The 24,153-nt window shown below is 62.6% G+C and carries 21 protein-coding genes; 13 read left to right on the forward strand and 8 right to left on the reverse strand.

The features are described 5' to 3' along the window. Positions 1 to 502 precede the first annotated feature (502 nt). The 3 genes from leuD to leuC all read right to left on the reverse strand — a co-directional run bounded on the left by leuD (position 503) and on the right by leuC (position 3,133). Entirely contained in the window at positions 503 to 1,108 is a 606-nt protein-coding gene (leuD, locus tag Q9295_RS10705) for a 3-isopropylmalate dehydratase small subunit (protein WP_306680559.1), read from the reverse strand. Positions 1,109 to 1,120: 12 nt separating this feature from the next. Next, entirely contained in the window at positions 1,121 to 1,636 is a 516-nt protein-coding gene (locus tag Q9295_RS10710) for an HdeD family acid-resistance protein (protein ID WP_306680560.1), read from the reverse strand. Between the two features lie 75 nt (positions 1,637 to 1,711). Continuing rightward, positions 1,712 to 3,133 carry a 3-isopropylmalate dehydratase large subunit gene (gene leuC, locus Q9295_RS10715; protein WP_306680561.1) on the reverse strand — a complete coding sequence of 474 codons (1,422 nt, stop codon included), beginning with the start codon at positions 3,131 to 3,133 and terminating at the stop codon, positions 1,712 to 1,714. Positions 3,134 to 3,802: 669 nt separating this feature from the next. Here leuC and rsfS point away from each other — a divergent pair. Both rsfS and rlmH read left to right on the forward strand, forming a co-directional pair. Next, positions 3,803 to 4,198: a ribosome silencing factor gene (gene rsfS, locus Q9295_RS10720; RefSeq protein ID WP_306680664.1), complete on the forward strand. Its 396-nt coding sequence runs from the start codon at positions 3,803 to 3,805 to the stop codon at positions 4,196 to 4,198. After that, positions 4,198 to 4,668 (forward strand): 23S rRNA (pseudouridine(1915)-N(3))-methyltransferase RlmH, encoded by a 471-nt coding sequence (gene rlmH, locus Q9295_RS10725; RefSeq protein ID WP_306680562.1) that lies wholly within the window; start codon positions 4,198 to 4,200, stop codon positions 4,666 to 4,668. Before rsfS ends, rlmH begins: the two co-directional genes overlap by 1 nt. 2 nt (positions 4,669 to 4,670) lie before the next feature. Here rlmH and Q9295_RS10730 read toward each other — a convergent pair whose 3' ends face one another. Beyond that, a complete protein-coding gene (locus tag Q9295_RS10730; protein ID WP_306680563.1) occupies positions 4,671 to 6,605 on the reverse strand; it encodes a lytic transglycosylase domain-containing protein in 1,935 nt (644 codons plus the stop codon). A 184-nt stretch (positions 6,606 to 6,789) separates the two neighbouring features. Between Q9295_RS10730 and dapA the strand changes: the two genes are divergently transcribed. From dapA to gdhA, 8 genes are all read left to right on the forward strand, one after another. Continuing rightward, positions 6,790 to 7,665: a 4-hydroxy-tetrahydrodipicolinate synthase gene (gene dapA, locus Q9295_RS10735; protein WP_306680564.1), complete on the forward strand. Its 876-nt coding sequence runs from the start codon at positions 6,790 to 6,792 to the stop codon at positions 7,663 to 7,665. Positions 7,666 to 7,718: 53 nt separating this feature from the next. Beyond that, positions 7,719 to 8,561: a DMT family transporter gene (locus tag Q9295_RS10740; protein ID WP_306680565.1), complete on the forward strand. Its 843-nt coding sequence runs from the start codon at positions 7,719 to 7,721 to the stop codon at positions 8,559 to 8,561. A 283-nt stretch (positions 8,562 to 8,844) separates the two neighbouring features. Further along, the gene (locus tag Q9295_RS10745; protein ID WP_306680566.1) at positions 8,845 to 9,441 is read left to right on the forward strand and encodes a Hint domain-containing protein; all 597 of its coding nucleotides are present in this window, start codon (positions 8,845 to 8,847) and stop codon (positions 9,439 to 9,441) included. 86 nt (positions 9,442 to 9,527) lie between these two features. After that, a complete protein-coding gene (smpB, locus tag Q9295_RS10750) occupies positions 9,528 to 10,010 on the forward strand; it encodes an SsrA-binding protein SmpB (protein ID WP_306680567.1) in 483 nt (160 codons plus the stop codon). A gap of 107 nt (positions 10,011 to 10,117) precedes the next feature. Continuing rightward, positions 10,118 to 10,984 (forward strand): 3-mercaptopyruvate sulfurtransferase, encoded by an 867-nt coding sequence (gene sseA / locus Q9295_RS10755; protein ID WP_306680568.1) that lies wholly within the window; start codon positions 10,118 to 10,120, stop codon positions 10,982 to 10,984. A gap of 18 nt (positions 10,985 to 11,002) precedes the next feature. Beyond that, positions 11,003 to 12,181, forward strand: coding sequence for an amino acid aminotransferase (locus tag Q9295_RS10760; RefSeq protein WP_306680569.1), 1,179 nt, complete (start codon positions 11,003 to 11,005; stop codon positions 12,179 to 12,181). Positions 12,182 to 12,187: 6 nt separating this feature from the next. After that, complete coding sequence (locus Q9295_RS10765; RefSeq protein ID WP_306680570.1) at positions 12,188 to 13,066, forward strand: EamA family transporter; 879 nt, start codon at positions 12,188 to 12,190, stop codon at positions 13,064 to 13,066. Positions 13,067 to 13,275: 209 nt separating this feature from the next. Further along, positions 13,276 to 14,634 carry an NADP-specific glutamate dehydrogenase gene (gdhA, locus tag Q9295_RS10770; RefSeq protein WP_306680571.1) on the forward strand — a complete coding sequence of 453 codons (1,359 nt, stop codon included), beginning with the start codon at positions 13,276 to 13,278 and terminating at the stop codon, positions 14,632 to 14,634. A 166-nt stretch (positions 14,635 to 14,800) separates the two neighbouring features. On the opposite strand, the gene Q9295_RS10775 is transcribed toward gdhA, so the two are convergent. Both Q9295_RS10775 and Q9295_RS10780 read right to left on the reverse strand, forming a co-directional pair. Further along, the gene (locus tag Q9295_RS10775; protein ID WP_373457458.1) at positions 14,801 to 16,156 is read right to left on the reverse strand and encodes an ammonium transporter; all 1,356 of its coding nucleotides are present in this window, start codon (positions 16,154 to 16,156) and stop codon (positions 14,801 to 14,803) included. 25 nt (positions 16,157 to 16,181) lie between these two features. Beyond that, a complete protein-coding gene (locus tag Q9295_RS10780) occupies positions 16,182 to 16,520 on the reverse strand; it encodes a P-II family nitrogen regulator (protein WP_306680573.1) in 339 nt (112 codons plus the stop codon). A gap of 402 nt (positions 16,521 to 16,922) precedes the next feature. Between Q9295_RS10780 and Q9295_RS10785 the strand changes: the two genes are divergently transcribed. After that, complete coding sequence (locus Q9295_RS10785; RefSeq protein ID WP_373457455.1) at positions 16,923 to 19,199, forward strand: transglycosylase domain-containing protein; 2,277 nt, start codon at positions 16,923 to 16,925, stop codon at positions 19,197 to 19,199. 102 nt (positions 19,200 to 19,301) lie between these two features. On the opposite strand, the gene Q9295_RS10790 is transcribed toward Q9295_RS10785, so the two are convergent. Together Q9295_RS10790 and Q9295_RS10795 are read right to left on the reverse strand one after the other, a co-directional pair. Next, positions 19,302 to 19,904, reverse strand: a complete 603-nt coding sequence (locus Q9295_RS10790) for an MlaC/ttg2D family ABC transporter substrate-binding protein (protein ID WP_306680575.1) — start codon at positions 19,902 to 19,904, stop codon at positions 19,302 to 19,304. Further along, positions 19,904 to 20,671 (reverse strand): MlaA family lipoprotein, encoded by a 768-nt coding sequence (locus Q9295_RS10795; RefSeq protein WP_306680576.1) that lies wholly within the window; start codon positions 20,669 to 20,671, stop codon positions 19,904 to 19,906. Before Q9295_RS10795 ends, Q9295_RS10790 begins: the two co-directional genes overlap by 1 nt. A gap of 248 nt (positions 20,672 to 20,919) precedes the next feature. Between Q9295_RS10795 and Q9295_RS10800 the strand changes: the two genes are divergently transcribed. Together Q9295_RS10800 and Q9295_RS10805 are read left to right on the forward strand one after the other, a co-directional pair. Continuing rightward, entirely contained in the window at positions 20,920 to 22,656 is a 1,737-nt protein-coding gene (locus tag Q9295_RS10800) for a type I secretion system permease/ATPase (protein ID WP_306680577.1), read from the forward strand. Further along, positions 22,653 to 23,951 (forward strand): HlyD family type I secretion periplasmic adaptor subunit, encoded by a 1,299-nt coding sequence (locus Q9295_RS10805; RefSeq protein ID WP_306680578.1) that lies wholly within the window; start codon positions 22,653 to 22,655, stop codon positions 23,949 to 23,951. Before Q9295_RS10800 ends, Q9295_RS10805 begins: the two co-directional genes overlap by 4 nt. The last annotated feature ends 202 nt before the right edge of the window (positions 23,952 to 24,153 follow it).

Consider the following 24,153-nt stretch of genomic DNA (forward strand, 5'->3'; position numbering starts at 1 on the left):
TTCTTTCTCACCGGGTCGCAACCGTTGGGCTGGTCGAACGGCAAAACGAGATGCTTTCCCTACGGTAGTGTTGCAGGATTGATCCAATGCGACTCTCCTATTGCGATAGGATTCGGGCCAAAGAATGGCGTGCAGCGCATCGCAAGAATTCCGCATTTAATCTAATGAGTTGAGTGGCATACCTCATCTGGTCGCTGACACAAATCCCCCCTCATTTGCCCCTGAATGGCGCGGAATCGCCCCGAGTCGCTCCAAAGTGTTGCAGCTCTGCCATCTCGGCTGATCTGACGCGAAACCCCGCTCTGATCCATCCAGGACGGAGCGTCATTTGGCGCGACTCGGGCATATATCGACGGCCCGGCCGTAAAGTGCGGCCGACAAATGACAAACGCCCAGTCCAATTGGACCGGGCGTTTGAGAATTGATTGCAGCCAAAGCCTGTGCCTTCAGCCCCGGCGCTTCCGCACTCTGCACCAAGGTGCCGGAGTGACCCCCCTTGGGCTTATGCCCAAGGACGCAGAGCGGCGTTCTTGGCTTCGAAGCTGGAGATCGAGCTGGCTTTCTCCAACGTCAGGCCGATGTCGTCGAGACCGTTCAGCAGGCAATGCTTGCGGTGCGGGTCGATCTCGAAGCCAAAGCTTTCGCCATCCGAGGTGGTGATGGTTTGCGCTTCCAGATCCACCGTCATCCGCGCATTGGCGCCTTTGCGGGCATCGGCCATCAACACATCGATCTGCTCTTGCGGCAGCACGATCGGCAAGATGCCGTTCTTGAAGCAGTTGTTGAAGAAGATATCGGCAAAGCTGGTCGAGACGACGCAGCGGATACCGAAATCCAACAGCGCCCAAGGCGCGTGTTCGCGCGACGAGCCGCAGCCGAAGTTATCGCCAGCGACGATGATCTCGGCCGAACGATAGGCGGGCTGGTTCAGCACGAATTCGGGGATCTCTTCGCCTTCCAGCGTGTAGCGCATCTCGTCAAAGAGGTTCTTGCCAAGGCCCGAACGCTGGATCGTCTTCAGGAACTGCTTGGGGATGATCATATCGGTGTCGATATTGACCAGCGGCATCGGGGCCGCGATCCCGGTCAGGGTGGTGAATTTTTGCATCAGTTTCCCTCCTCAGGGAGTGTTTCGAGCCTTGAGGCCAAGCGCGATCAGCGCGGCACCCTCGGCAATAAGTTCAATGCCCAACAGAAGGCCCAGCAAGGAGCTGGCCGCTTCGGGAAGCCAGATCAGGATCAAAACGCCCAAAACCGCCGAGGCCGCGCCTGACAAAAGCAGCAGCCAGAAGAGCGGGCTGCCCTTCAGGGCAAAGGCGCCGATGATCCGGGCAATGCCGGTCACCAAGAACAGGATCGCCAGAAGGATCGTCAGAGAGACAAGCCCTCCCAAAGGGTTGGCCAGCAGGAAGACCCCCGCCAACACGCCCATCAGCCCGACGATGCCGTTCCACAGCCGATGCGGCTGGGCGGCATCGCGGAAGGCGAACCACAGCTGCAAGACGCCGCCGATCAAGAAAACCACGCCGGTGAGCGAGGCCACCGCCAGTGAGGCCGCGAAAGGGTTGGCCAAGGCCAAAATCCCACCAAGGGCGAAAAAGCCCCCCAGCAGCATCAGGATGGTCGAGGTCTTCATAGCCGCACTCCTGCTTTGCATCACGTTTCGATCTGGAGACAAAGGGCGGGGGTTGCCCCCCTGCCCTTTGCAGGCTCAGGCGTTCTCCACCATCAACTCACGCACATCCGTGAGGTGCCCGGTGATCGCAGCAGCGGCCGCCATGCCGGGGCTGACGAGATGGGTGCGACCGCCGCGGCCCTGACGGCCCTCAAAGTTGCGGTTCGAGGTCGCGGCACAGCGCTCACCCGGTTGCAACTGGTCGGGGTTCATCGCCAGGCACATCGAGCAGCCGGCCAGACGCCATTCAAAGCCCGCATCGATGAAGATCTGGGCGAGGCCCTCTTCCTCGGCTTGCGCGCGCACAAGGCCCGAGCCCGGCACGACCATGGCCCGCATACCGTCCTTGATCTTCTTGCCCTTCAAGATCGCCGCCGCAGCGCGGAGGTCTTCGATCCGGCCATTGGTGCACGAGCCGATGAAGACGGTGTCGATCTTGATATCGGTGAGCTTTTGACCCGGCGTCAGGCCCATATAGTCCAGCGAGCGTTGCGCCGCTTCGACTTTGCCGCCAGTGAAATCGCTGGGCGAAGGCACAACGCCGGTGATCGGCAGCACGTCTTCGGGGCTGGTGCCCCAAGTCACGACCGGAGCGATATCCTCGCCTTTCAGCGTGACGACTTTATCCCAATGCGCGCCCTCATCCGAGAAGAGCGTCTGCCAATAGGCAACAGCGGCCTCCCATTTGGCCCCTTTCGGCGCATGCGGGCGGCCCATGCAATAGGCAAAGGTCTTCTCATCCGGCGCGATCAGGCCAGCGCGGGCGCCGCCTTCGATGGCCATATTGCAAACCGTCATCCGGCCTTCCATCGAAAGCTCACGGATGGCTTGGCCACAATATTCGATAACATAGCCGGTGCCGCCCGCGGTGCCGGTGGCGCCGATGACGGAAAGGGTGATGTCCTTAGCGGTGACACCGGGGCGCAAGGAACCGGTGATCTCCACTTTCATATTCTTGGCCTTGCGCTGGATCAGCGTCTGAGTGGCCAGAACATGCTCAACTTCCGAGGTGCCGATGCCATGGGCAAGGCTGCCGAAAGCGCCATGCGTTGCGGTGTGGCTGTCGCCACAGACGACGGTCATGCCGGGAAGGGTCCAGCCCTGCTCGGGGCCAACAATATGCACGATGCCTTGGCGAACGTCCGAGACCGGGTAGTAGTTGATCCCGAAATCCTTGGCGTTCTTGTCCAAGGCGGCCACTTGGATGCGGCTGTCCTCGGTCATCGTCGCGGCGTTTTCGCGATCGAGCGTGGTCGGCACGTTATGATCCGGCACCGCAATGGTCTTTTCCGGCGCGCGCACTTGGCGACCCGTCATGCGCAGGCCTTCAAAGGCTTGCGGGCTGGTCACCTCATGCACGAGGTGACGGTCGATATAGAGCAGGCAGGTGCCGTCATCGGCCTGATGGACGACGTGGTCGTCCCAGATCTTGTCGTAAAGCGTGCGGGGAGCGGACATGGCTCTGGTCCTTGGCTGCGGCCTTGCGGCCTATGGGCTTGGATTGGGAATGCGCAACAAAAGCGCCCGCGCAGGGGCGACAGACCGAGACTTAAAGTCGGGCCAGAACGGTGCGGGTCATGCCGAAAAAGCGTGCCGGAAGGCGCGCATGATCGGTGATGTTGAAATAGATGAACCCTTGCATGGCCCTTCAGATACGCCTTTCCGCCCTTTGGATCAAGCGGGGAACCTCACCAGCTGCGCCGCGCAATGCCCCGATCCGCGCCCAGCGCTTTGCGGCCCGTCTTGGGGGCGCTTCGCCCCCCAAACCCCCAGAGGATATTTAGAGACAGATGAATAAACTCCGCTCTAGCGCTTTCATCTGCCCCACAATATCCCCGCCGGAGGCCGCCCGAGCCGGTTGCGCCGCAGGCGCAGAGGCGAGAGAAAAAGAATGCGCCGCGAGGCGCTCCACTGGATCTTTTCTGCCTTGTCACGCAGCGGCGCGCAGGAAAGCGGGCGGCGGCGCTTGCATCTGCGCCGAATCGTCGCTATTCGCCCCCGCTTTCCGGAGCGTGTTGAGATTGACCGCATTGAGGGTTACCCTTGCCGGATCACCCAGCGCCGGGGCCGGATCGGCGCGACTTTCGGAGGACCCACGTCCTGTCTCACTCAGACCCCACGACCGGACTGCCGGTCGCCCCGCGCGAAGAGCGTCCCGCTCCCGCCAAATACACCGCCCAACAGGTTCTCGAAACCGTGTTGGCCTCGCTTGATGACGACAAAGCCGAAGAGATCGTCGAGATCGACCTGCGCGGTCGTTCGGACGTGGCCGATTACATGGTGATCTGCTCGGGCCGTTCGTCGCGCCAAGTGGCGTCGATCGCAGAAAAGCTCACCGAGAAGTTGAAGGAGCACTTCAACATCTATGCCCGCATGGAAGGCAAAGAGACCGGTGACTGGGTGCTGATCGACAGCGGCGATGTCATCATCCACGTCTTCCGCCCGGAAGTCCGCGACTTCTACCAGCTTGAGAAGATGTGGCTGCCCGGCGGCCACACCGGCACGCGTCCGCTGGAAGGCTGATGCGGCTGCACCTGTGCACCGTGGGCCGCCTGCGGGCTGGCCCAGAGCGGGCATTGGTCTCAGACTATCTGGACCGATTGGGCAAAACCGGGCGGGCGTTAAGCCTCGGCCCGGTTTTTGAGCATGAGGTTGAAGATAAGCGCGGCGGCGGCATGGCGGCGGAGGGCGAGTTGCTCTCGCGCGCCGTGCCGGCGGGTGCGGTGCTTTGCGTGCTGGATGAGCGCGGCAAGGTGATGTCCTCACCCGATTTCGCAGCACAGCTGGCGAAATGGCGTGATGGCGGGCGGCAGGATGCGGCCTTTGTCATCGGCGGCGCGGATGGGATTGATCCTGCCTTGCGGGCGCGGGCCGATCTGGCGATCAGCTTTGGCGCGATGGTTTGGCCGCATATGCTGGTGCGCGTGATGCTGGCCGAGCAGCTGTACCGCGCGGCCACGATTCTCTCCGGCTCACCCTATCACCGGGTCTGAGGTCAGCCCTTCAGCTCGGAGGTGATGCGCACCGGACCCACCTGCCCTTTCAGCTTGGCGCGGTAGATCACCACGCCTTCGACCACCCGCATCACATAAGTGCGGGTCTCGGCAAAGGGCACGGTTTCGACCCAATCGACCACATCGGTATTGGCAAGGCGGGGATCGCCAAACTCCTCGATCCAGCGTTTGGGGCGGTTCGGCCCGGCGTTATAGCCGCTGGCGACCAGCGCGATCGAGGGGCCGAATTGGTCCACCATTTTCGCCAGATACCCGGCCCCCATGATGACGTTAAAGGCCGGATCACTGATCAGCTTGCCCGCTTCATAGTCCAGCCCCAGCTCTTTGGCGACGATCTGGGCGGTGCCGGGCAGCACCTGCATCAGCCCGCGCGCATCGGCATGCGAGCGCGCGGCGGGGTCAAACTCGCTTTCGCGGCGCGAGATCGCCAGCGCCAAGGCCCGGCTGACCGCCAACCCATCGGGCACCATGCCCGGCACCGGGTAATAGGCGCTGGGCAGGATGATGCCACGCTCGGCCGCAGCTTTGCCGATCAGCACCGCGATATGCGGCTCATCCAGTTCCAGGGCAAGATCGGCAAGCTGGGCCAGACCCGTGGCATCCAAGCTTTCCCCCACCTGCAAGAAGAAGCGCTTCGACAGCGCCAGATCACCGGCCTTTTGCAACAAAAGCGCGGCTTGCAGCACGGAAGATTTGGCAAAGCCTGCTTGCCGCCAATCCGATGGGCGGCTGGTGTCGAGCAGCGCAGCATCCAGCGACAGGCCCAGCTTTTCCGCCGCCAAAAGCCCGTAATAGGCGGTCTGATGCCGCGCGGCGGCCTTGTAATGCTGGTTTGCGGTCTCGGCCTTATTCTGCGCCTCGGCGGCGCGGCCAAGCCAATATTCGGCGCGGGAAAGCGAGATCGGGGTCGAGACCCCGGCCTTCAATGCCGCAAAATGCTTTTGCGCGGTGGCCGCATCATTGAGTTTGCGCAAGGCAATGAAGCCCGCGACGAATTCAAGATCGGCAAAGCCGCTGCCCGAGGTCAGCCCATGCCGGGCGGCCACGCGGTAGGCGTCTTGCGGGCGGCTGTTGCGCATCAACCAGCGCGCCATCAAAGCGCGGCGATCGGCCCAGAGCTCGGGCTTGCCAAGGTTTTCAGCCGGGGTGTCCAAGAGAAGCTGCACCGCATCATCATAGGCGTCGCGGCGCATCCGCCACAGAAACCGCTCATAATTGAGGCCCGGATCGGCTTTCAGCGCCGTTGGCACGGCATCGATCAAAGCGGTGGTGCCCGATTGATCGGCGCGCAGCCCTATGCGGGCGGCGGCCAGCCTTTGCCAATCGGCGCTGACGCGGGGCAGCATCCGCAAGGCCTCGGCCCGGCGGCCCGCCCAGAGGAGCGTGTCGAGCCGCAACTGGTGGACGCGGGCGACCGCATCGGGGGCAAGGCTGAGGAGCGCCGCCTCTTCCTCGGCGGTAAACTCAAGATCGACCCAAGCGCGCATCGCCTCGGTCTCGGCCAGATCGCGTTGACCATTGGCTTGCAAGGCCGCGACCAAGGAGATCGCGCCCTTAGCGGTCTGGGGCAGATCCTTGCCGAAATAGCCGATGATCCGCGACGGCGTGGTGGAACGGGCCACCGCCTCTTCGCCCTTTTCTTTCAGCAACGGGAGCCCCGGCCAATCGGGGCGGCGGGCGAGGAAATCCTCATATTCCCCCAAAGACCCGGTCCCCGCGCGCAGCTGCTGCCACAGCACCAGATCGCGCCCCACCCCTGCCGGAGCGGCGGCCAAAGCGCCCGTCCAATCTCGGCTGGCGGCCAGCCTTTGCGCGGTTTTGAGAGAGGCAACCTCATCCGCAAAAGCCACGCCCGCAAGCGGGGTGAGCAGCGAAAGGCAAAGCAGGACACGGGGGAACAAGGAACGGCTGATCATGGTGCTGAATCTGCCAAAGCCTGCTGCCCGCGACAAGCCACGTTGGCGTCATCGGCGCCGCATAAGGGCTTGCACAAGATACCCCCCTTGCCCTTAAGCGGCGCTTGGCAAGGGCCAGCGCGGGCGTTAAGGGTGGCGCGTTTCCAACCGGCCGAGTCTCGGCCCTGCGACAGGAGTGCGCGCCATGTTTAAGGGATCTCTCCCTGCCCTGGTCACGCCGTTTAAAGACGGCAAAGTGGACATGGACGCGCTCAAGAAGCTGGTCGATTGGCATGTGGAAGAGGGTTCCGCAGGTCTGGTGCCGGTGGGCACGACCGGGGAAAGCCCGACGCTGAGCCATGAAGAGCATCGCGCCGTGGTTGAGGCCGTGGTGAAATTCGCCGCAGGCCGGGTGCCGGTGATCGCGGGCGCTGGATCGAACAGCACCATGGAAGCGATCGAGCTGATCCAGCATGCCGAACGTGCCGGTGCCGATGCCGCTTTGGTGGTGACGCCCTATTACAACAAGCCGACCCAAGCCGGGCTGATCGCGCATTTCACGGCTGTGCATGACGCCTCGAACCTGCCGATCATCATCTACAACATCCCCGGCCGCTCGGTCGTGGATATGTCGCCTGCGACGATGGGTGAGCTGGCCAAGCTGCCGCGCATCATTGGCGTCAAAGATGCCACCGGCGATCTGGCGCGCGTGCCGCGCACCCGCATCACCTGCGGTGAGGATTTCGTCCAATTGTCGGGAGAGGATGCCACGGCTTTGGGCTTCAATGCCCATGGCGGTGTGGGCTGCATCTCGGTGACGGCAAACGTGGCGCCTCGGCTTTGCGCCGAGCTGCAAGCGGCGACGCTGCAAGGCGATTACCGCCAAGCTTTGGCGTTGCAAGATCGCTTGATGCCGCTGCATGATGCGATCTTCATCGAGCCGGGTCTTGTCGGCGCGAAATACGGTCTGTCGCTTTTGGGCCGGGTCGCCGATGATGTGCGGCTGCCGCATGTTGGCCTGACCGAGGGCACCAAAGAGAAAATCCGCGCGGCCATGCGCCATGCGGGGCTTTTGAACTGACACCGACCCCCACCAGTTTTGCAGATCCCCGTGCCGGAAACCGGCGCGGGGCTTTGTTTATGGTGGCTTCGATGGCGGGCTTTGCCGTCGAGGATATGCTGCTGAAGACCGCCGCGCAGCATATGCCTGTGGGCCAAGCGATGATGATGATCGGGCTGTGCGGCATGGCAGTTTTTGCGCTGATGTCGCGGCGCATGGGCGAGCCGATCCTGCCCCGGCTGATCGCCTCACGCGCGATGGCGATCCGCTCGGTGCTTGAGGTCGCGGGGCGGCTGTTCCACGCTTTGGCGATTGCTTTGACCACGCTTTCGGCAACCTCGGCGATCCTGCAAGCCTCGCCCTTGTTGGTGCTGGCCGGAGCGGCGGTGCTCTTTGGGGAAAAGGTGCCGCTCTCGCGTTGGATCGCGGTGGCGGTGGGGTTCTTGGGGGTCTTGCTGATCTTGCAGCCGGGCTCGGCGGGGTTCTCGGCTTTGTCGCTGCTGGCCGTGGCCGGGACCATCGGCTTTGCCGGACGGGATCTGGCAACGCGGGCGGCACCTAAGGGGCTGTCGAACCGTCAGCTCGGGACTTTGGGCTTTGCCATGCTGGCCGTGGCGGGCGGGCTGATCTTGTCGGTCACCGGCGGGGCGCAGATGCCCGATGCGGCGGGCTTTGCGCTGGTGGCGGCAACGGCGGTCTTTGCCGTCCTTGGCTATCACGCTTTGACGGCGGCGATGCGCACGGGCGAGGTCTCGGCTGTCACGCCCTTCCGTTACACGCGGCTCGTGTTCGCGCTGATCTTGGGCGCGGTGATCTTTGGCGAGCGGCCCGATCTGCCGATGCTTTTGGGCGCGGTGCTGGTGGTGGGCGCAGGGCTTTCGGGGCTGCGGGTCGGAGCGCGGCGAATCGCCCGCTGAAGCGCCGAAAGATGCGGCGCTCGATCTGGCTGAGTCCTTGGAATGTCACAGAAAATCGGTTGATGAAATCTTAACGACGGCAGGTCTTACGGACAATGCGGGGCTTGGGCTTTCGGCGTTTCCGCTGGCCCGCCAATGCCGGGAATTCGCCTTTTGCACGGCGTAAAAAGGGCATGAATGGCCTGCGAATTGGGCGGCAGGCGGTCCGGGCAGCCACAAGGCTTAACGCCATTCCAAAGCCTTGGACCGCAAGTGCAACCGCAACCGAAGCGAGGATCTGACCATGTTCATGCAAGATATCAGCCGCCTTTCCGCCGAGCCTGTCAGTGCTGAACCGATCGCAAGCCCAGCCCTGCCCCGCCCCACCGCGCCACATACCCGTGCCGCGCTGGCGATGGGGATGTTTGGCCCGACTTTGGTCGAAACCGAGAAGGGCTGGACGCCGGCCTCTGAGCTGCGGATTGGGGATCGGCTCCATACTTTAGACGGAGGTTTGCAGCACATCGCCGCCCTGTCGCGCCGCGCGGTGCTGCCGGCCGAGCGCGCGGTGAAGATCAAGGGCGGGCATTTCGATGCCTGCGATGACCTGATGCTGTTGCCGGGCCAGCCGGTGCTGTTGCAAACGGTCAGCCTCATGGCGGCCCCTTACGCAAGGCTGAAGGCCAGCGCCTTGACCTCCACCATCGGCGCAACCATTACGCTTGCCCCACAGAAAGCCGAGATCATCACCCCGATCTTTGCCGAGGAAGAGGCGATCTGGGCGCAATCAGGGGTGCTGCTTCTTTGCCCCGGCATCCGCGACAGCCTCAGCGCCTATCCGGCCGTGGATGACACCCTTGCAAGCTTTTTCCTGACCGAGCGCCAGCGCCGCTTTGGGTGAGGCTTGCGGTTTTCGCATCCCAAGACGCCGGTTCCAACGGCGGGCATCTGGACAGCGCGCCCGCCGCCGCCTATCTGGTGGGGATCATGGCAGAGAAATCCGATCCCAATTCCAAGCTGATCGCCGAAAACCGGCGCGCGAGATTCGATTACCATATCGAATCTGACCTTGAGGCCGGGATCATGCTTCTGGGCTCTGAGGTCAAAAGCCTGCGCAAAGGTGGCTCGAACATTGCCGAGAGCTATGCCTCGGTCGAGAATGGCGAGCTGTGGCTGATCAACGGCTATATCGCGCCCTATTTGCAGGCCAACAACTGGGGCCATGAAGAGCGCCGCCGCCGTAAGCTCTTGGTGAGCCGTAAGGAACTGTCGCGACTGTGGAATGCCACCGCACGCGAAGGCATGACCATCGTGCCGCTGCGGATGTATTTCAACGAACGCGGCATGGTGAAGCTGAAGCTGGGCATCGCCAAGGGTAAGAAGCTTGCAGATAAGCGCGAAACCTCGGCCAAGCGCGACTGGAACCGCCAAAAGGCGCGGATCATGAAACAGGGCCATCAAGGCAACTGACGGCTTTAGGCCTCGGACCGGGCCTCTGACGGCACTTCCCTCCTGTCGCCCTTGCGCCCCTGCCCCGCGCCGCGCTATGGGCGGATCAGTTGCAGAAGGACCGATCCATGCCCCCTTCCCCCGCTGACGATCCCAAGACGCTTGTCTCGACCGAGTGGCTGGCCAAACATCTGAAAGATCCCGATCTGCGGATCTTGGATGCAAGCTGGTTCCTGCCCGCCGCTGGCCGCGATGGCCGCGCGGAATATGAGGCCGGTCATATCCCCGGCGCGCGCTTCTTCGACATTGAGGAGATCTCGGATCAGCGGTCCGAACTGCCGCATATGGCGCCGCCGATCGAGAAATTCATGGCGCGGATGCGGGCGATGGGTGTGGGCGATGGCCATCAGGTCGTGGTCTATGACGGCTCGGGCCTGTTCTCGGCTGCGCGGGTCTGGTGGACCTTCCGGCTGATGGGCAAGACGGATGTGGCGGTGCTCGACGGTGGCTTGCCGAAGTGGAAAGCCGAAGGCCGTGAGCTGGAAGACATGCCGCCGATCGTGCGCGACCGGCACATGACCGTCTCGCGTCAGGCGGGGCTGGTTAAGGATGTGACGCAGGTCGCCCATGCCGCCAAGCTGGGGCTGGCCGAGGTGATCGACGCGCGCGGGCCTGCGCGCTTTGCCGGCGCCGAGCCTGAGCCGCGCCCCGGTCTGCGCGCGGGCCATATTCCCGGCTCGAAGAATGTGCCCTTTGGCACGCTTCTGAACGCCGACGGCACCGTGAAAGATCCCGCCGCTTTGCGTGCGCTTTTCGAAGCCGCAGGCGTCGACCTTCGCAAACCCGCCATCACCTCCTGTGGTTCGGGCGTCACGGCTGCCATTCTGGCGCTGGCGCTGGAGCGGATGGGCCACCGGGACTGGGCGCTCTATGACGGCTCTTGGGCCGAATGGGGCATGTATGAAGACCTTCCGGTTGCGACCGGCGCTGCCTGAAGACAGAGGACGAAGAAGATGCTTGAGACGCTGAACCCGCAGCCGCAGGATAAGATCCTGGCCCTGATCGCTATGTTCCGTGAGGACAAGCGCACCGATAAGATCGACCTTGGCGTCGGCGTCTATAAAGACCCGACCGGGCTCACCCCGGTGATGCGCGCGGTGAAAGCCGCCGAGCAGAAGATCTGGGCGGATCAGACCACCAAGGCCTATACGGGTCTGGCCGGTGAGCCTGCGTTCAGCGCCGCGATGATCGAGATGATCCTTGGCGCAGGCTACGAAGACCGCGCCGCCGCGATCTCGACCCCGGGTGGCACGGGCGCCATCCGTCAGGCTTTGGAGCTGATCCGGATTGCCAATCCGAAGGCAAAAGTCTGGCTCTCGAACCCGACTTGGCCGAACCATCCCTCGATCATCAAATTCCTTGGCATGACCTCGGTCGAATATCGCTATTTCGACGTGGCCACCTCAGGCATCGATTTCGATGGGCTGATGGCGGATCTTGACGGCGTGGCCGAGGGCGATGCGGTCTTGCTGCATGGCTGCTGCCACAATCCGACCGGGGCCAACCTGACCTCGGAACAATGGGATCAAGTGATCGCACTGCTGCAAGCCAAAAAGGCCGTGCCCTTTGTTGACCTCGCCTATCAAGGCTTTGGCGACGGGCTTGAGGCGGATGCCGAAGCCACGCGCAAAGTGGTTGCGGCCTTCCCCGAAGTGCTGCTGGCGGCCTCTTGCTCGAAGAATTTCGGCATCTACCGTGAGCGGACCGGCATTCTGGTGGCGATCACCTCGGCGGATCGCAAAGCCGTGGTGCAGGCGAACCTGAACTTCCTGAACCGCCAAAACTACAGCTTCCCGCCCGATCACGGCGCGCGGATCGTCAGCACCATCCTTGAGGATGCCGCGCTGACCGCCGATTGGAAGGCCGAGTTGGAAGAGGTGCGGCTCAACATGCTGGGTCTGCGCACCCAACTGGCAGAAGAGCTGCGCCGCGCCACCAATTCGGATCGTTTTGACTTCGTGGCCGATCACCGTGGCATGTTCAGCCGTCTTGGCCTGACCGAAGCGCAAGTGACCACCCTGCGCGAAGATCACGGGATCTATATAGTCAGCGACAGCCGGATCAATATTGCCGGTCTGAACACCAAGACCGTGCCGGTTCTGGCGGCAGCCATCGCCAAGGTGATCAGCTAAGTCCCAATGATGTTGGCCGTCTTTCTGTCTCTGGCAGCGGCGGCCACCTTCGCCGCTTCGGGCCTGTTTATTGACCGGGTCAGCCCGAAAGTCAGCGCGCTCCAAATGGCGCGCTGGCAAAATTCCATCGGTTTTGCCTTTACCGTCAGCGCGATGCTGGCCTTGGGCAGCTGGCGCAGCCTGACGGCCGAGCAAATGCTTTGGCTGGCCGCCTCCTCGGTCACCGGGATCATGCTGGCCACCACCACCTTCATTGCCACCATTCAGCTGGTGGGCGCGCGGCTGAATGCGCTGCTTTTCACGCTTGCTGTGCCTTTCGCGGTCGTCTTGGGCTATATGTTCCGAGGCGAGACCATCGGCGCGCTGCAAAGCGCGGGCGTGGCGCTGATCCTTACGGGTATCGCCTGCGCCATCCTTGGCCCCGGCGGGACCGAGGGGCTGCGCAAGCCCAAGGCCCTGCTGCCCGGCCTTGCGCTTGGTCTGCTGACGGCGCTTGGTCAAGCCACCGGCAACCTGCTTGCCCGCCCTGCAATGGAATCCGGGGCCGAGCCCTTTGCAGCGATGGCGCTGCGCTCCGGCCTTGGCGCGGTCTTCTTCGTGCTGCTGCTGGCCATTCCCCGCTTGCGCCCAGATGCGCGGCCCTCGGCGCGGGATTTAGGGCTGATCGGCGGCTCTGCCGTCGTGGGGATCTTCTTTGGCATGTCGCTTTTGATGGCGGCTTTGGCAGTGGGCGATCTGGGCATCGTCACCACACTATCCTCGACCGCGCCGATCCTGATCCTACCGATGCTTTGGGCGATCAGCCGCGAGCCACCCCGCGCAGCGGCTTGGACGGGGGCTGCCTTGGCTGTGGCGGGCACGGCGCTCATCACGCTGGGGGCGTAAGGGCGCGGGGGCCTCCCGCCCTTCGCAACGCCCCAAACGCCCCCGAATTGATCAAAATGACCAAAAATTATGCGGTATTTTGCGTCATATTGCCGAAACCAGCGGCAGAATTCGCCTTTTCTGTCGCTTTGGCCCTTCAATTTGCGCAAGAATTACCCTAGTCCCGCGACCGACGCCTAGTCATTGGGCGAAATGCGAAGGTCGTAACAATGCAATTGACTGAGAAACTTGAGGCCATTTTGGCCGAGGTCACCCGTCGCAATGCCGGCGAAGCCGAGTTCCATCAAGCCGTCCGCGAAGTGTTGGAAAGTCTTGGCCGTGTGATCGCCAAACGCCCCGACTTCGCCGATGACGCGCTGATCGAACGGATCTGTGAGCCGGAGCGTCAGATCATTTTCCGCGTGCCGTGGATTGATGACAACAATCAGGTGCGCATCAACCGCGCCTTCCGCGTCCAGTTCAACTCGGCGCTTGGCCCCTATAAGGGCGGCATCCGCTTCCACCCTTCGGTGAACGTGGGCATCATCAAATTCCTCGGCTTTGAGCAGACCTTCAAGAACGCTTTGACCGGCATGCCGATCGGCGGCGGCAAGGGTGGCTCGGACTTCGACCCCAAGGGCAAGTCTGACCGTGAGATCATGCGCTTCTGCCAGTCCTTCATGCTGGAACTGCACCGCCACATTGGTGAATACACCGACGTGCCGGCGGGCGACATCGGCGTGGGCGGCCGCGAAATTGGCTATATGTTCGGCCAATATAAGCGCCTGTCGAACCGCTATGAGGCAGGCGTGCTGACCGGCAAGGCTTTGTTCTACGGCGGCTCGCGTGCGCGGACCGAGGCCACCGGCTACGGCAATACCTATTTCGTGCAATCGATGCTTGGCACCAAAGGCACCAGCTTTGACGGCAAAAAAGTCGTCGTCTCCGGCTCGGGCAATGTCGCGATCTATACCGTGGCCAAGGTGCATTCCTTCGGCGGCAAGGTCATCGCGATGTCCGACAGCTCGGGCTATATCGTCGATGAGAACGGCATCGATCTGAAGCTGATGAAAGAGCTGAAAGAAGTGCGCCGCGCCCGGATCTCGGAATATCTGCGCATCAAAGGCGAAGGCAAAGGCGTCTATTTCATCAAGGCCGGCGAAGGCTCGATCTGGGATGTGGCTTGCGATGTGGCCATGCCCTCGGCCACGCAGAACGAGCTGACCGGCAAGGATGCCAAATCGCTGGTGAAGAACGGCGTGATGGCGGTGGGCGAAGGCGCCAACATGCCGACCACCCCCGATGCCGTGCGGATCTTCCAAGAGGCGGGCGTGCTCTTTGCGCCGGGCAAAGCCGCGAATGCGGGCGGCGTGGCCACCTCGGCTTTGGAGATGCAGCAAAACGCCAGCCGCGACAGCTGGACCTTTGAGCAGACCGAAGGCCGTCTGGCGACGATCATGCGCAACATCCATGACACCTGCGCCGCCACCGCCGACGAATACGGCGCACCGGGCGATTATGTCATGGGCGCCAATATCGCAGGTTTCGTGAAAGTGGCCGAAGCGATGCGCGCACTTGGCGTGATCTAAGCCCTTACGTTCAGACCATGAAAAAAGGCCCGTACTTTGCGCGGGCCTTTTTTCATGCCCAATCTCTGGGGCAAAAAAGACCCACAAGACAAGCTTGTGGGCCTTGAGGTGACACGGCAGACCGGAAGGAGGGCCCGCCGTGGTGGTAAGCCAGAATGCAGACCGCTCAGCTGTGGTAAGCGCGCTCACCATGCGAGGTCAGGTCCAGCCCTTCCCGCTCGGCATCCACCGAGACGCGCAGGCCCATGACCTTATCGATCAGCTTGAACAGGACGTACGAGACCAGAGCGCACCAGATGATGGTGATGATCACGGCCAGCGCCTGTACATAGACCTGCGAGGCCATCGTGTGCTCACCGCCGAAGCCTTGGCCTCCGAAGGAGGGCGACGCCAAGATGCCAGTGCCGATCGCGCCAAGGATGCCCGCAACGCCGTGGATGCCGAAGACATCAAGGCTGTCGTCGTAGCCGGCTTTCACCTTCACCACCGAGACGAAGTAGTAAGCCACAGCCGAGCCAGCCGCGCCAAGGATGATCGCACCCACCGGGCCAACAGCGCCCGCTGCCGGGGTCACGGCGACAAGACCTGCGATGATGCCCGAAGCCGCACCCAAAGCCGAGGATTTGCTGCGGAAGAGTTTTTCCAGCACCAGCCACGCCACGGTCGCACCCGCCGTCGCGGTGAAGGTGTTGAGCATCGCCAAAGTGGCCGAGGTTGAAGCGCCCAAAGCCGAACCGGCGTTGAAGCCAAACCAGCCAACCCAAAGCATCCCTGCCCCAGTGATTGCCAGCGGCAGCGAATGCGGCGCCATATTGTCTTTGCCATAGCCAGTGCGCTTGCCCAAGACGAGCGCGCCCACGAGACCCGCAACGCCAGCATTGATGTGCACAACCGTGCCGCCCGCAAAATCAAGCACTTCCCAGCCGAAGAAGAGGCCGTTCGGATCCCAAGCCATATGGGCGATCGGGAAGTAGACCAGCGTCGCCCAAAGCACCGAGAAGACCATCAACGCCCCGAATTTGATGCGCTCGGCAAAGGCGCCGACGATCAGCGCAGGCGTCAGGGCCGCGAAGGTCATCTGGAAGGCGATAAAGAGATATTCCGGGATCGTGCCCGATTCCGATTGCGCGGTGACGCCCTTGAGGAAGATCTTGTCGAAGCCGCCAAAATAGGCGCTGTCCGAGCCGCCAAAGGCAAACGAATAGCCGTAAAACACCCAGATGATCATCATCATCGCGGCGATTGCGGTCACTTGGACCAGCACCGAGAGCATGTTCTTGGCGCGCACAAGCCCGCCGTAAAAGAGCGCCAGACCCGGCAGGATCATGAACATCACCAGCGCGGTGGCGGTGATCATCCAAGCGGTATCGCCGGTGTCGAGACCCGAGACCGGAGCGGCCTCAACCACTTCAGCGGCAGCCTCAGTCACAGCCTCGGTCGCCTCTTGTGCCCATGCGGGCAGGGCCGTGAGCAGAGCTGTAGGCAGCGCCGCCAGGCCAGAGAGTTTCCATTTGCTTTGCATCATTTTCTTCCCTCTTATCCGACCGTTACAGCGCGTCATCATCGGTTTCACCGGTGCGCACCCGCACGGCATGTTCGACATCGAGAACAAAGATCTTGCCGTCACCGATCTTGTCGGTGCGGGCGGTGCTGCGGATCGCCTCGACCACTTGATCGGACAAGGCGTCGGCCACCACGACCTCGAGCCGCACTTTCGGCACGAAGTTCACGGCATATTCGGCGCCGCGATAGATCTCGGTATGGCCAGATTGCAGGCCGAAGCCTTTGATTTCAGTGACCATCATCCCGCGCACGCCGATCTCGGTCAGCGCCTCGCGAACTTCGTCCAGTTTGAACGGCTTGATCGCCGCAATAATCAGTTTCACGTCCCAATCCCCTTCACTTGCAGATGCGTTGATTGGGGCCCGGGGTTGGGCCCTTGCTGGAAAAAAAGCCGCATTTCGCAGGTGCAGCACAAGGAAGCGGCCTGCGATTGCGAGCCCATCCAGAGCGGATGCGCAAAATTCTTGCATCCCACTGAAGCGGTGGTGAAATTATGTGCGCTCGGCAGAAGCGGGGCAGCGCCGCAACGCAGCGACTGCCGCTGAACGCAGCCATGCGCGGGACTGCACCTCTCGCCGGGCCGCGACATAAGGCTGGCACGGCTACCACGCTTCGGCGCAATCCCGCCGGTCCCCTTCGCTTCTTATCCGTTCCGCGTTATGGTCCGGCTCAACCGGGCACCCAAAGGGTGCCGTGCAGCGAACAGGCAAAAAGCAGGCGGGTCTATGGTAAGTGGTAAGGGTGGCGGCGGGCGTCTTGTGGCCGATAGGCGGTATCCGCCTGCGGGGGCAGCACCACCTGCCGCTGGTCGCAGCGGCCCGCAATCTGGCGCGGCAAAGCAACCGCCCCGGCAGCCACCAAAGCAGCCCCCCTCTCAGCCACCCCGCAAAGGCCAGCCGCCGCGCGGCCCGTCAAAACCGCCGCGCAAACGGGGCTTCTTTGCCTCGATTCTCCTCTTCTTCTGGCGGATCATCTGGGGCGTCATGTGGCGGGTGACGGCGGTGACCTCGTTGGTGGTTGGCGCCATCGTGCTTTACTTCTACGCGCATCTGCCGCCAGTGACAGATCTGCTGGATGGCCGCGCGCGCGGCTCTGTCACCATGCTGGACGAGAACGGCGCGGTCTTTGCGTGGCGGGGCGAGACCTTCGGCGGCCAGATCACCCCCGACAATGTCTCGGTCGATTTGCATGATGCGGTGATCGCCACCGAGGATAAGCGGTTCTACTACCACTTCGGCATCTCGCCGCGCGGCATCGCCAGCGCGATTCGGATCAACTTGTCCGAAGGGCGCGGCGCGTTTTCGGGCAACGGCGGCTCGACCATCACCCAGCAGGTGGCCAAGCTTCTTTGCCTTGGTCAAAGCTACGACCCGGCGGTCTGGAAATCCGAAGCTGAATATGAGCGCGACTGCCGCTCGGGCGGGATGGTGCGCAAGCTGAAGGAAGTGCCCTTCTCGATCGCGATGGAACTGAAATACTCCAAGAAAGACATCCTGACGATCTACTTCAACCGTGCCTATCTGGGTGCGGGCGCGCGCGGCTTTGAAGCCGCCTCGCAGCGCTATTTCGGCAAATCGGCGGCCAATGTCGGCCCGGCTGAGGCAGCGATGCTGGCGGGGCTGTTGAAAGCCCCCTCGACCTATGCGCCCACTGGCAACATCAACCGCGCCCGCGACCGGGCGGCGGTGGTGATTGGCTTGATGGAAGAGCAAGGCTATCTCACCAAAGCCGAGGCCGATGAGGCCCGCGCCAATCCGGCCGAGTTGTCGGAAGCCGCACGGCAAAAGATGGGTGGCTTCTTTGCCGATTGGGTGATGGAGACCACGCCCGATTATCTGGCAAGCGCCACCACCGAGGATGTGGTTATCCAGACCACCTTGAACCAAAAGATCCAAAACCAAGCGCAAGAGGCGCTGAAATGGGTCTTCGACAATAAGGTCAAAGCGGGTTCTAAAGCCCAAGCCGCGATTGTGGTGATGAGTGCCGATGGTGCGGTGCGTGGCATGGTCGGCGGGCGTGATCTGCCGCAAGCGGGCGATTTCAACCGCGCGACGCAAGCTTTGCGGCAGACCGGCTCGGCCTTTAAGCCCTTCATCTATGCCGTGGCGATGGATCTGGGCTACAGCCCGATGGATCTGGTCGACGACGCGCCTTGGTCGATCAACGTGCCCGGATCAGGCATCTATGCGCCGAAGAACTATGACAACAAGTTCAAGGGCCTCATCAGCCTGACCCAAGCTTTGGCCGAAAGCCGCAACATCCCGGCGGTGAAAATCCAAGAGATGGTGGGCCGCGATCTGGTGAAGCAGGTCGCCACCGATTTCGGCATTGCCACCAACCTTGCCGATGGCCCTGCACTGGCCTTGGGTGCCTCAGAATCGACGCTGATTGAGATGACGGGCGCTTATGCGGGCATTCTCAACGGCGGCTCTGCAGTGACGCCTTACGGCCTCGTCTCGCTGAAATTGCAGCATGAGGATGAAGAGCTGTTCGGCCAAGGCGGCGGTATCGGCGAACGGGTGATCTCAGAGACGGCGGCGCATGCGCTGATCTACATGATGACGCAGGTGATTGAGAATGGCACCGGCGGACGGGCGCGGCTGCCGGGATTTGAGGTGGCGGGCAAGACCGGCACCACCAACTCGGCCCGCGATGCGTGGTTTGTGGGCTTTACGGCGGATTATGTCGTGGGGGTTTGGATCGGCTATGACGACAACAAGCCCCTGACCGGCGTTACCGGTGGCGGGCTTCCGGCCGAGATCTTCCATGAGGTGATGGTGCGGATCAACGAAGGCGTGACGCCCAAGCCCTTGCCGCAAGAGATCCCGATGAACACGGTCACTTTGCCCGAGGGCACCCAGCCCTATAACCCCGATGACTTCGTCCAGCCCGAGGATGTGCCCTATTTCGACGGTTCCAATCCCAATCAGCCCGGCATGACCGAGGATGATCTGGCGCAGCAGATCTTGAATGAGCTGCTGGGGGTCAATCGCAACAACTGAACTGGGCTTTAAGCCAAAGGAAAAGCCCGCCCCTCACTGGGGCGGGCCTTTTTATGCCGCTTGGATCAGGTTGCATCAGAGGGCCAAAGGCCCCCGCCCAGCTTAGGACTTTTGCAGATCGGCGATCAGCGCATCAAGGTTGCCCTTGCGCTTATCGAGCATGGCGCCAATCTCGGTGCGCTCAGAGGCGAGCATGTTCACACCTTCGATGATGATATTGAAGAACTGGCTGCGCCCGCCTTTGTCCGTGACATGCCACCGCACCTCAAAGGGGCTTTCGCCCTTCAGATAAGCGGTCGAGATCACCTCGAAATAGCTTTTCAGCGGACGTGCGCTTTCCACCTCGATCCGGCCGCCAATGAACTCGCGGAAACGACGGCCATATTTGCGGCTGATGTAGACTTGGAACGCTTTGGTGAAAGCGCTCATCTGCGCGGCGCTTGCCGATTTCGCGGTCACACCCAAAGCCGAGCGCGCGATCGTCGGAACATCGGCATATTTGGCGAAGATCTGCTCGAACTGGCCAAGCATCGCGCTTTCCGAGCGGCCCGAATTGATCACCGCATTGATATCGCCGACGGCTTTATCGATCAGCGCCTTGGCCTGATCGGTGTTCAAAGCCGCAGCAGGCAGAGCCGCGGCGACAAGACCGCCGCCGAGAACAAGGCCAAAGCCACGGCGCGTCAGAGTGGTGTCACTGGTCATTACTGATCCTCGTAAGGGTCGATGAAGCCTTCGTCTTCCGCAGCGCCATCGGCCGAAGCCGCCCCGCCGCGTGTCAACTCAAACCGGCGGCTTTGCAGGTAAAGCAACCGCGCCTGAGCATAGCTGTCGGCACTGTCATATAGGATCGAGTCGAAGGTGTTTGAATAGCGCGCACGATCATTCAACCGCGCTAGGAGCTTTGCCGCCGTCGCTGCCGTCGCCGCATCACCCGAGGTGGCGCGGCTTACCGGGTTCATCACCAGATCGACCACCGTCCCCACCGCATCCCGCGCGGTCGAGGGGCCAAAGCCCGGCATCTCGACATAAGGCCCCTCGCCAATGCCCCAGACATGTAGGGTCTCGCCGAAATCGGTGCTGTCGCGCGGCATACCGGCAGCGGTGGCAACATCCATCACCCCGCCAAGTCCGAAGACCACATTCACGCCAAAGCGCAAGAAATTCGTCGTCGCCTCACCGATCCGGCCTTGCAGCAGGTGGTTGGCCATATCGCCGGGCAGATCCAGCGTATCGGCGACATTGTTCACTCCTTGGCGCACCGGCTCGGGCACAAAGCCGTAGGCTTTGGCGCCGGGACGCAGCAAGACCGAATCAAGCCCCTTGTTGACGCTGTGAATGCCGCGGTTCATCGGCTCCAGCGGATCATTCACGCCGCTGGGCTGCGCTGCAGGACCACACCCCGCCAAAAAGGCCGAGGTTGTTAAGGCAAGCGCAACACCATGCCGTGTAAAAAGGAATGGAAAACGCACGCCCTACTCCCTAACGTCACCAAAATTGGCCAGCAGTTGAGGCCGCCGCAAAGGGCAGCCTAAGACCATATTTCTTTAGGCGCAGCACCGCGCCAAGACAACCACCCCGTGCCTAATTTGATGCGCCTGTGGCAGGAAGCAGCCCGCTTCTCGCATAGGATCGACCAGCAAATCTGTCACCGAAGGCCGCTTGGCCGGAAGAAGGGGCCTGCCATGCCGATGCAGCAGCTGAACCAAGGCGCCGCGCCATGAAAAGCGCCGAGACGAACCGCGGCGTCTTGGAGATTCGCGCCCTGCGACGGCGCTCTCACCGCGCCCTGTTCGCGGTGATGATCTTCTCCATTTTCGTCAATTTGCTGATGCTGACCGCACCGCTTTACATGCTGCAGGTCTATGATCGGGTGCTGATCTCGCGCTCGGAAGAAACCCTGCTGGCGCTTTCGGGACTGGTGGCCTTTCTCTTTCTGGCGATGGGGCTCCTGGACCATGCGCGCAGCCGGGTGGCGGTGCGGGTCGGTGCGCGGTTGCAAGATGAGCTGGATCACCGCGTCCTCTCGGCCGCCTTCCGCAAGCTTGCTGTCACCCCGCAAGACGTGGCCGCGCATTCGGCCCAGCGCGATCTTGAGGCGATGGCCCGCATCTGGTCCTCTCCTGCCCTGATGGCGCTTTTCGATCTGCCTTGGACGCCGATTTTTGCGGCTGTGATCTTCATTTTTCACCCGATCTTAGGCTGGACGGCTGTGGCAGGCATGGTCGTGCTGGTGGGCACCACGCTTCTCAGTCAAAGCCTAACGGAAGCCCCGGTGGCCGAAGCTGTTGCCTCGGGTCAGCAGGCGGACCGACAGGCCGATAATCTCAAATCCGAATCCGAGCTGATCCGCGCCCTTGGTATGACCCGCGCCGCCTTTCAGCGCTGGCAGACCCTGCGCAATAGGGCAGCGCGGCAATCGCTGGCGGTGGCCGATACCGCAGGCGCCTTCGCCACCGGCACGCGCAGCTTTCGACTTTTCCTGCAATCGGCAATCCTTGGCATCGGCGCTTGGCTTGTCTTACGCAATGAGCTTTCCGCAGGCGCGATGATCGCGGGATCGATCTTGATGGGCCGCGCGCTGCAACCCATTGAAATCTTGGCCAGCCAATGGCCCAGCCTCACCTCGGCCCGCCAAGCCCAGCGCCGGGTTGAGGGGCTTTTGGCCCAAGTTCCAGCGGAGAAACAGCGCACCCCCCTGCCCCGTCCCGCCGCCAAGCTTGAGCTGCGCAACGTGATGCTCACCGCTCCGGGGGAGCCCAGACCCGTCCTGCGCGGGTTAAACCTCACGCTCGAACCGGGGCAGGCTTTAGGGGTGATCGGCCCCTCAGGCTCGGGCAAGTCCTCGCTGGCGCGGGCGCTGATTGGCGCATGGGCACCGGCCTCGGGCACGATTCGGCTCGATGGTGCGACTTTGGACCAGTATGATCCCGACACCCTTGGCCGCTACATCGGCTATTTGCCCCAAAGGGTGACGCTTTTTGACGGCACGATCGCCGAGAATATCGCAAGGCTTGATGCCCAAGCCGACCCCGCCGCCATCGTCGCCGCCGCCGAAGCCGCCGCCGCTCATGAACTGATCAAGGCGCTGCCGCAGGGCTATGACACACAAGTCGCCAGCATGGGATCACGGCTTTCGGGCGGGCAAGTGCAGCGCATTGGGCTGGCGCGGGCGCTTTACGGCGATCCGGTGTTTTTGGTGCTCGATGAGCCAAATTCCAACCTCGACAATGATGGCTCCAACGCGCTCAACACCGCGATCCGCACCGCGAAAGCCAAGGGTCATTCGGTGCTGATCATGGCGCATCGCCCTGCCGCCATTCAGGAATGTGACCTGCTGATGGTGCTGCATGACGGCGCCGCCGTGGCTTTTGGCCCGCGCGATCAGGTGTTGCGCGGCATGGTCAGCAACGCGCAAGAAATCACGCGCAGCGCCACCAAAGGGGGGGTGGTATGAGCACGCCTTACTGGTCAATGCGCCGCCCGCTGCTTTTGGGCGCCGTCACCTTGCTCCTCCTCTTGGGCGGCTTTGGCCTTTGGGCCACCACGACAGAGCTTTCTGGCGCCATCGTCTCGCCCGGCCGCATTGAGGTGGAGCTGAACCGACAGATCGTCCAGCACCCCGATGGCGGCGTTGTCGCTGCGATCGAGGTGGTCGAAGGGGCCAGCGTCCGCGCAGGCGATGTGCTGATCCAGCTGGACGGCACGCTGCTGCAATCTGACCACGCGCTCTTACGCGATCAGATGCAAGAGCTTGCCGCCCGCCGCGCCCGGCTTTTGGCCGAACGCGATGGGCTGGACGCCCCGAGCTTTCCGGCTGAGCTGCAGGCCCTTGCCGCGGAACTGCCCGCGATGGCCGATCTGATCGACGGCCAGACCCGGCTTTTTGCGGCCCGCCGCGCCACCTTTACCACCACCAATGACCAGCTGGGTCGCCGCATCGACCAGATCACCGCGCAGATCGGCGGCATCGATGCCCAGATCACCGCCTTGGACAGCCAGCTGCGGCTGATCCGTGATGAGCTGACCGCCCAGCGCGCGCTTTTGGCCAAGGGTTTGGCGCAGGCCTCTGCCGTGCTGGCGCTGGAACGCGAAGAGGCGCGGCTGCAAGGCCAAGCGGGTGAACAACACGCCGCCCGCGCCCAAGCCGAAGGCCGCGTCACCGAGATTGAGCTTGAGATCGTTCGCCTCACCGGCGCCCGCATCGAAGAGGCCGAGCGTGAGTTGCGCGAGATCGGCCCCTTACTGATGGAACGGGCCGAAAAACTGGCCGTGGTGCAAGAGCGCATCGCCCGGCTCGACCTCCGCGCCCCGGTCTCGGGCGTGGTGCTGGGGCTGGCCGTCACCACCCCCCGCGCGGTGATCCGCCCCGCCGATGCGGTGCTTTACATCGTGCCGCAAGACCGCCCCTTGCTGATCACCACCCAAATCCCGCCAATCCATGTTGACCAAATCTACATCGGCCAGCCGGTCGAGCTGGTCTTCTCGGCCTTCAGCGCCCGCGATACCCCGCATCTTAAGGGAAAAGTCTCGGTCGTCTCGGCCGATGCCTTCACCGATCCCGCCACCCATGCCGCCTTTTACCGGGCCGAGATCCTGCTTGATCCCGGTGAAATCGCCAAATTGGGTGGTCAATCCCTGCTTCCCGGCATGCCGGTTGAGGCCTTCATCCAGACCGAGGCGCGCACGCCACTCGCCTATCTCATCAAGCCCTTCACCGATTACTTTGCGCGCGCTTTTCGCGAAAGCTAGGCCTGCCCCTACGGCATCATCCGCAAGGATCACGCGATGCGTCCAAATCCCTGCGGCATAACGCAGCGGAACAAGTCAAATCCGGCTTTTAGAATGGATTTCCCACGCACAATCACCCAATCTAAACCCCTTAGTTCTGTTGAAGATTTCGTGGGTTCCCCCATCGCTCCCCCGCCTAGAAAGCTCTGCTTGCTCATTCGGG

Source organism: Pseudogemmobacter lacusdianii (assembly GCF_030848395.1).
Lineage (GTDB): Bacteria > Pseudomonadota > Alphaproteobacteria > Rhodobacterales > Rhodobacteraceae > Pseudogemmobacter > Pseudogemmobacter lacusdianii.